Source organism: Pseudoalteromonas sp. NZS100, from assembly GCF_015864815.1.
Taxonomy (GTDB): domain Bacteria; phylum Pseudomonadota; class Gammaproteobacteria; order Enterobacterales; family Alteromonadaceae; genus Pseudoalteromonas; species Pseudoalteromonas distincta.
In genome coordinates this window covers 1-665 of record NZ_JADYWM010000062.1, presented here as the reverse complement: position 1 = coordinate 665, position 665 = coordinate 1, and the positions used below count along the sequence as shown (strand labels likewise).

Genomic DNA, 665 nt, shown 5'->3' with positions numbered 1-665 from the left:
TGGATTGAGAAAACGTCTTCGATAGGCATGATGAATGGCTTATCGATGTCACGCTCTGGCTCTGGGATGTAAGAATCAAGTGCGTTTGCAAGCTCAACAATCTTATCTTCCCACTCTTTCTCGCCTTCTAACGCTTTAAGCGCAGAACCAGCGATTAGAGGTAAGTCATCACCTGGGAAATCGTATTCAGAAAGAAGTTCACGAACTTCCATTTCTACTAGTTCAAGTAGCTCTTCGTCATCAACCATGTCACATTTGTTCATGAACACAACGATGTAAGGAACGCCAACTTGACGAGAAAGAAGGATGTGCTCACGTGTTTGTGGCATAGGGCCATCTGTCGCAGCAACTACTAAGATCGCGCCATCCATTTGAGCAGCACCAGTGATCATGTTTTTAACATAATCGGCGTGACCAGGACAATCTACGTGTGCGTAGTGACGTGTAGGAGTATCGTATTCAACGTGAGACGTTGAAATAGTGATACCACGTTCGCGCTCTTCTGGAGCGTTGTCGATTGATGCGAAATCTTTAGCAACACCGCCGTATACTTTTGCAAGTACGTTAGTGATTGCTGCAGTTAGTGTAGTTTTACCGTGGTCAACGTGGCCGATTGTACCAACGTTTACGTGCGGTTTTACGCGTTCAAACTTTTCTTTTGCCAT

General features: G+C 45.1%; 1 protein-coding gene. It reads right to left on the bottom strand.

Translation table 11 applies throughout. The annotated features are described in order from the left end of the window. Positions 1 to 665 (bottom strand): GTP-binding protein (locus I6E69_RS20485; protein ID WP_197122228.1); only part of this gene is annotated, 665 nt, incomplete at its 3' end.